The 7,344-nt window shown below is 57.3% G+C and carries 4 protein-coding genes; all 4 read right to left on the reverse strand.

Annotation, left to right across the window (positions count from 1 at the left end):
- Positions 1-703 (reverse strand): S8/S53 family peptidase (locus ABX749_RS15315; RefSeq protein WP_372896737.1); only part of this gene is annotated, 703 nt, incomplete at its 3' end.
- A gap of 75 nt (positions 704-778) precedes the next feature.
- Positions 779-5,914 carry a hypothetical protein gene (locus ABX749_RS15320; protein WP_372896738.1) on the reverse strand — a complete coding sequence of 1,712 codons (5,136 nt, stop codon included), beginning with the start codon at positions 5,912-5,914 and terminating at the stop codon, positions 779-781.
- Positions 5,915-5,922: 8 nt separating this feature from the next.
- A complete protein-coding gene (locus ABX749_RS15325; protein ID WP_372896739.1) occupies positions 5,923-6,999 on the reverse strand; it encodes a hypothetical protein in 1,077 nt (358 codons plus the stop codon).
- Positions 7,000-7,002: 3 nt separating this feature from the next.
- On the reverse strand, positions 7,003-7,344 hold a 342-nt coding region (locus tag ABX749_RS15330; protein ID WP_372896740.1), incomplete at its 5' end, for a hypothetical protein.

The raw sequence follows: 7,344 nt of genomic DNA on the forward strand, positions 1-7,344 counted from the left end.
ACCGAAGGTGTCCGCCGGCGAGCAGTGCCAGTGTCGCCGTGCCGTGGCCGGGGTTTCGCAACGGGCCGGTGTTGCCGGGATCACGCGCATCGTCGGATGGACTGCCGTCGATGAAGTTGCGCTGTAGTCCCTTTTCGACGAGGTCCGTTTGCAGGGTCTGGTGGTCGGGGTCATAGCCGGTATCCAAATGGGCAACACGCACGATCGCCTGGGGGGAACCGACCAGATTGCGGGCGCCGGCCAACTGGGAAAACCTGTCACCCAAATGCCAGGCGAACTGACCCGGGCGAGTGGGCAGCTCTAGATTTTGGTCCTCAAATGCACAAGCCTCGCCCGCCGCGGCAAGTGTCGCGGGTTGTCCGGGAATCATTGGCAACCAGTCCTGCACAAGATCCGGTTCGATCAGGTCGGGGGTCGCGTCCGACGCCAGCCCCAATCCGCCGGCCATCATCTCGCGCGCCTCGTGCACCATGTCCCACGGATTGCCGCCACCGAAGGATTTCTTGGGCCGCGCGAGTATCCAATCCTTGCCATCGGCTGCTGCGAGTCCGAGCGTCGATGAGGACGTTGAAAAAAGCGGCTCGAATTCAAACTGGTTGCCGGCGGCTTTCAATGCATCACCCGAAGCGGCCAATGCGCCGGATGCAGCGGCGGGCAGTCGTATCAGGAAACCATTGATCGGCGAATTCGACGGGTCACTCATGGGTCGGATCATTCAAGAGTTTGACAAGGGATCGAAGCGAGCATCCGTTCCGCGGGGGCATAGAAGACGGCATTTCTAGCGAAGAGTTTTACGGGTGGTCTTTTTCTTCGAAGACTTTTTAGGCTTGCCGTTCTTTGCAGCAGGCATAGCGACGGTCTGTTTGTCTCGATTTCCGCTGCGATTGTTGTTGCGGCGAACCAACGCGTGATACCAAAGCTGCATTAGAACCAAGACGGCTTTGGGGTCATCGGATCGGATCTGATGGGCCAACTGCTCGTCATAGGCGATGGAGAACTTTTCGGGTGCCAGCGAAGCCATCTGGTTCTTCAGTTCTTCTGTCGCATGCTCTGCTTTGTCGGCGTGATCCGATAGCAATTCAATGAAGTGGTCGTTGCGAATGCTGGTGGACCAGACGCTGATCACTGACCGTGCGAACTGTCCGATCGCCGAGGGTGTCCAACGCATGACCTTGCTTTCGTCAAGCTTTCGCAGTTCGCCGGACAGCTGCTCCAGAATCGTGTTTAGATCCCAGAAGTCGGCGGCGATCGGGTTTTCCGGGTCCATGCTGTCGACGATCAAGTCGGCGATCCGACGACAGACCTCCAAAAGGTGTTGTCGCCCACCGGCGGCAAATTGAACCTCGGCGATTTGGGGACCCGCTTTTGCATAGCGCACATAGGACGTCGCCAGGGCCGCCAGATGTGCGGTCAACAACTGTTCGACGGAAATGTCTGGACGGATCGCTTTGGCGGTGTTCAGTAGGTCGTACCACAACGCGGCGACCTGTGAATCTTCATCCGAGGTAAGCTGTTCGGAATCCATGTCGATGGCATTGACATACGCGCGCCGGAGCTGGTTTTGTGAATCACATTGCCGTAACCAGATCCGAGCGCGATTGGCAATCTCACTCTGCACCATCGCCTTGACGCTACGCTTGAATCCGGAAAAACCGAACCCTTCGTAGGTCCGCTCATTGAGCATCTCGCCGGCATCGCTGTTGAAGTAGCCCAGATACCACAACCGCGTCAGGGTATCGAGAATGCGTTCCAGTTGGATCTGCCGGAGCCCGCGATCGAGTTCGTGGCGTGCCGCCACCATGCGAGATTCCGTCGGCGTCTTCCGTCCCGATTTGAACGCCAACCTGCCTCGCTCGGCGACGCCATCAATTCCCTCGACCCTACTTTGGTTGGTTCTGGCAAAACGTCCCCACATCACGCAAACGCACTGGGCGAAGGAAATCGTTGTCACGTGCTCGCTGCCCTGGAAAACGGATCGTTCCAATTCAGAGATCTCCGCGACGACATTGCCCAACACTTCACGGAGGTGCAGATCCGGCGACGAAGAAGTTGGTTGCGAGAGCGACGTTGCGATGGTGCCGGCAATGTTCTCGCACAACTGAATCAATTTTTGCCGACCGCCAATCTGGAACGCGGCGTGGGGGCGGCCCCGATGCACTTCTTGGCAGGCTGTCGCAAGGGCCGTCAAATGAGCCGAAAGAAGTTGTCGACAATTGAGTTTGACGTCTTTTTCCGCTGCGAATTGAGTGTAGAGTGCCGCGCAGTACGACTGAGCCTCGGTGTCCATCACGTTGATGTCTTCCAACACCGCCTTACGATAGACGCTGCGGATGTCCGCACTCAACTCATAGAGACGCAGCCACGATTCGGCGAACTCGTGCGGATCAAACTGAAGACTGAGCGATCGAATGTGTTTCAGCAGATTGGGAAACGCATAAGTTCTCATCCGCCAGATCGCCTCGTTGAGAATATCGTCCTTGCGATAGGAGACTTCTTCGTAGCAGGCCAAGCGATAGGCGGTGAGCAGTCTTTCTTGCAAGACGTGAAAGTACGGCACGCTGCCGTCGCCCTGTGCGGCGGACGCCAAGGACGGTTTTTGCAGGGCATGTAGAAAACGCTTGAATTCCGGTGTGGTCGAGTCCACGTGGGCGTGGGTTTGTTCTCCATCGGACGTGGTTGATTGTTCGTCACTTTCCTCTGCACCCTGGCGATTAAAGCACCAGCGTTCCAGTTCGCGACAAAGTTTGGATGCGACGTGATACCCCAGCATTCGATACGCAGAAACCTGTTCTTCGGTATAGAACTGATTGACCGTGGGTTCGTCGGGGAAAGTCGGAAACCGGTGACGGATCTGTTGAATTTCGATCGGGTCGGATTCGGAAATCGCCATCTGGCAGTAAATCAACAAGCCTTCCGTGGCGTCGGGATAGCGGACCCGCATGCAGATGTAGGGCTGGTGCACCAAACGCTGTTCGTCCAAGAGCAATCGTCCGAAATCGATAGGTGCTTCGTGATCAAGGTCGACAAAGCGGATGCCCATTTCCGCAGACGTCTTCTCGCACATTTTTGCCAGCGTGCCCAAGTGGTTGTCGCCGACGTTGGCCCCGGCGTCGCTGACGACAATCAATTGACAGCGCCGTTTCAGCAAAGCCGACACGCCCAGGTAGTCCGTGAACCCGCCGTCGGCAACATAAAATGACTTTGCCGACCGTTCCCGCAACCTTTTCGGCGCATCCGGTCCGACTTCACGCGGCAACAGCAGCATCTTCAAAAAGTGCGGAACGCCTTTCTCGTGAATCACGCAGCTGCCGATAATCCAGGCCAATCCGAACGCGGTCAGCGTGCTCGGCCAATCCGCTCTCGACACCCAATGGATCAGCCAAGCGAACGCTGCGGAAATTCCCGCGACCACCAGCCACCCCAGGTTGCCCGGGCGGATACTCTTGATATCGGTTTTCTCTGTTCGATAGACCTGCATTCCCAAGCCGGTGTTAAAAAAGTCGACCAATAACGATAGGCAGCGGTTGGTCGTCATGAACGCGGTGACCGCAGCACCGGAGAGCGTCACGGCATCAGCCAACGTTACCGCTTTGGCAGTGTCGTTTTTTGACAAGGCAACTTGTTTGGTGCAGATTCGATTGTTGGAATCGTCCAAATCACCGCAGTATCGAGGGGTGAACATGAAGGTCCGCGAATCAATCGTGTAGCCGCCGTTGACCGTCGCCGGTTGCAACGATGCAGCCAACAACAACGGATATGGCAAGCCGTCGGCGGTGGGATCGAGTTGATACAGTTGAACCTCCTCCAACGATTCGTTGCGGAGGTGCGATGGGACGAGGAAATTTGAACCCAATTGTCTTCGATAGAACCGAAACACCGTGGCAACCTGGTGGCGGTAAACACCACCGATCGCTCCGACGGTTGCCAACAACAACCAGAACCCCAGCCAGGATCGACGTGCTTGCTGGTCGTAGGGCGGAACCACATACGTGCTGGGAATGTCTTTCGGTCGAATTGCAGCAGGAAACAGGGCTTCCAGAAGGAGCCGATTGACGTTGGCATAGCTGGATTGATCGGTCGCCGAGGGAGCGTCTGATTCGTAGCTTTTGGTCAATGCGATTCGATGCGCAGCGTTGGCGATCGCATTTTTCTGTGAATTAGAAAACTCGAAGTCGTCTGATCCGAGAAACGCTCGAATCTCTTTGTAAACCGGATTCGGCAAATTGCCCGTCGATGAGTTTGTCGGCAGAGTGGGATCTGCCGTCGGAACTGCTGTCGGAACGGTGGAGAACCCGGTCAAAAGTGATTTGGTGAACTCCGGCGTTTTCAGCTTTTGATTCCAATCGTCGAGCCGTTCATTCTGAATGCTTTGAAGTGTTTTAAGATCGTCAAAGCGCCGTCTCATGGTCGCAGCAACGGTACCGCCTTGAGATTGGTCAACGCTCGTGCGTTTTAATTCCTCCGGTTCCGGCAACTTGGTCGACCGGCCGGTCGCGGACGATGGATCGTCTGACAACGCGAGTTGGTATGCGTAAAAAGCGCCTAGCAATCGCTGCTCCAGCATCCACGGCGAGGGTTCCGTGGGGCTCTCGGATTGGCTATCGGTGCCGAGTCGGGTTTGAGTTGGAATGTGGGACAACCACCCCCAACGTCGAGTCGCCAGGGTTTGCTGCCATGGGTCACGAAGCCTGAGTTCACTCGGCAGGGTGTCCGCGACGTTCTGTGCGTGGGTTTGTTCGTCGGAGGAGGCGCCGTGTAACGCAAAAACATTTTCGAGTGTCTGCCAGTCACTTACGTCGCCGCGGACCAGATCTGGGGCGCGATGATTGGTGTACTGACTGATGTTTTCTCGTCCCATCCAGTGAATCATTGAAAACACCAAGAACATCGTCACGCCAACGGCAACGAACTGCTGTACGTGCTTCTGCCAGCTCTTGGCCTCCTGACGTTCCGATCGGAACAGCCGATCGCTACCGAAAAAGACGAGCACTTGCAGCGTACCGGCGATCACCGCCAACCACTGCGCGTAGTGGTTAAGAAAAATTGATCCGCTGGCAGCCGCATGGATATTAGTTGTTCCGTTGCCTAGGAAAATCGCAATCGACGTGAGGCACGCCAACACCAACGCCACAAACGACCACGCTCGGATTTTGATGTGTTTTCCTTGCAGATTCCATTTGTCTCGCCCGAAGGCCCAACGTAAAGCCGCGAAGCAGATCTCGACGGCAACAAAGAGCATCAGAAACGCCATCGCAGGGATGAACGCGATCAGCAGTTCATTGCCCACCCGAATCCCCAGGACTTCCAAATAGAGAATGCGGAATGTGGGATCGTCAAACGACCGCCAAAAAAGCGCAGCCAGCGTCGCTAAGACTCCGCAAATGCCGACATAGAATGCTGCGCTAAAGAAACAAGACCACAGATAGGCCGGCAACACTTCCATCGGACGGCTGAGGTAGCCGCCGACCGCTGCCAGACGATCCGGATCCAGCTTGCCCGTCGCCGGATCGCGCCCGAGATGCCAGCGTTTAGTTTCGTCGTCGTCATGGAAATTTGTTGCGTTTCTGTCGCGGGTCGGATCATTGGCCGAATGATTCGCCGGGCCGTTCGCCGAATCGTCATTGGACTCATCGAAGCGTTCCGCTTGGGCGATCAAGTGACCGGCGATATAGCCGCCGCCGGAAACGCTGGCCAGATAGTCGACGAAACGCAAGAAACCTCGATGCGACAGTCCCTGCAGAAAGCCGTCGTTGTACAACGCCGAACGGATACCGCCGCCAGAAAGCGCCAATCCGATCAGATTCTTGGGACGCTCTCGCACATCCTTGGGAGGCGGGGTTTGAAACGCCTTTTCACGTCGCTGGTGAATCGATTGCCACTCTTCTCGTTCCCAGTGGATGGGGTCGTCTTTCATGCCAATGCTCAGCGGGTATCGCGGGTTGCCCGCCGCGTCGTCTTCGGGTCATTACGATCGCTGCGCCACGTCGGGTGGTGGAAATGAACGACGAAGTCGCCGTTGTACGATGCGACGGCTTCGCTGAATTCGAGCCTGCCGATCCGTTGCCAATCGTCGAACTGCCAGCGTTGCCGCAGTAGGCCGCGACGTGTCCCCTGGTCGGTGACATCGATGTTGAAGATCAGCTTTCGACCCGTCGATGCAGAACTGCCGCGGTCATACAGTTGTTCCAGGATTTCATCACGGAAATCCAACGCATCACCCTCGATCCGCGGCTGATCGGCGGCGACCGTCAATCGCATGAAGGCCGGTGTCCGTGTCGGTTCGTCGTCGGGCTTGCCCAATTCGGCGATCGTGTGCAACTGTCGGATCGCCGGTTCGACGTTGACAAATTTGAAAAGCAGCCCGGTGATCAACAGGATGGGCGTTCCCCACCCGCGTCGCCACGGCGTCACGTCGGGTGCGTTGCGTAATTCGGCGTCGTTGATGTAGGGCGTTCGCTGGCCGCCGATATCCTCCTGGGTGATGAAGTCGGCGGTGCGGAGCTTTTCGCGGTGTTGGGCGTCGGTGGTCGGGTAGAGTTTGCCCACCATGGACAACGATCGGATGCGACCGCGCCGCGTTTCGCTGCAGCAGGTCGAATAGCGTGCGATGATCAACGCTTCGCTGCCCTGCCGGAAATGCCCGCTGAATTCAGTGTCCGTGTCGATGATCCAGCGGCCCAACAGGCAGACACCGTTGGGGTGCAGCAGTCGGCGGAACCCGCGGCGATCGGATCCCCACCGCAAGTCCGCGCCTGAATCGACCGTGCGTTCCGCGGCCGTTTTGAATTGCCAGGGAATTCCTTTGGACAGAATCCCACGCAGTACGCGCCCCAACGTGACTCCATAACACGGCAGGGGCGGCTCTCCTTTGTCACCCCAGGTCAGGTAGTAGGCGTTGTGGAACAGCGCCGCTTTGACATCGGCATAGCGGGAGCCGGCGTACGTCCGGTCGTCGACATCGATGCCTTGCGGTCCGAGATGGTCGCTGTCAAATTTCATGACCTACAAGTACCTGCGGCGGATTTGACGACGGTAGTACCAGCGGGCAAATAGCCAGTGCGTCAACAGCAAGAACAACAGCAACGCGATGACGATCAACGTCAACTTGACGATGCTCGCCGTCGAAAGCCGCACGGCCGGCGGTTCGGCACGCTCCGGATTGGCCGGCAACAGGTACGGCGGCTTCGGCAGAAATGCTTCCGATCCGTCACTGCGTCCGTCATTGGTGGTCTGACGCGGCCAGCGATAGCGATCGTCTTGAAAGGAAAGTTCGTACAGCAACGTGTCGCCGTGCTGGGCAAGGATCGCGGCCACGTCATCGGTGAGCAGTCGCCCGTTGGGAAA

This window comes from Stieleria sp. (genome assembly GCF_041595215.1).
GTDB lineage: Bacteria > Planctomycetota > Planctomycetia > Pirellulales > Pirellulaceae > Stieleria > Stieleria magnilauensis.

What these genes read in the sequence shown, in the direction of transcription:
- ABX749_RS15320 (WP_372896738.1), bottom strand. Translation starts at nt 5,914, where the DNA reads ATGAAAGACGACCCCATCCACTGGGAACGAGAAGAGTGGCAATCGATT.
- ABX749_RS15325 (WP_372896739.1), bottom strand. Translation starts at nt 6,999, where the DNA reads ATGAAATTTGACAGCGACCATCTCGGACCGCAAGGCATCGATGTCGAC.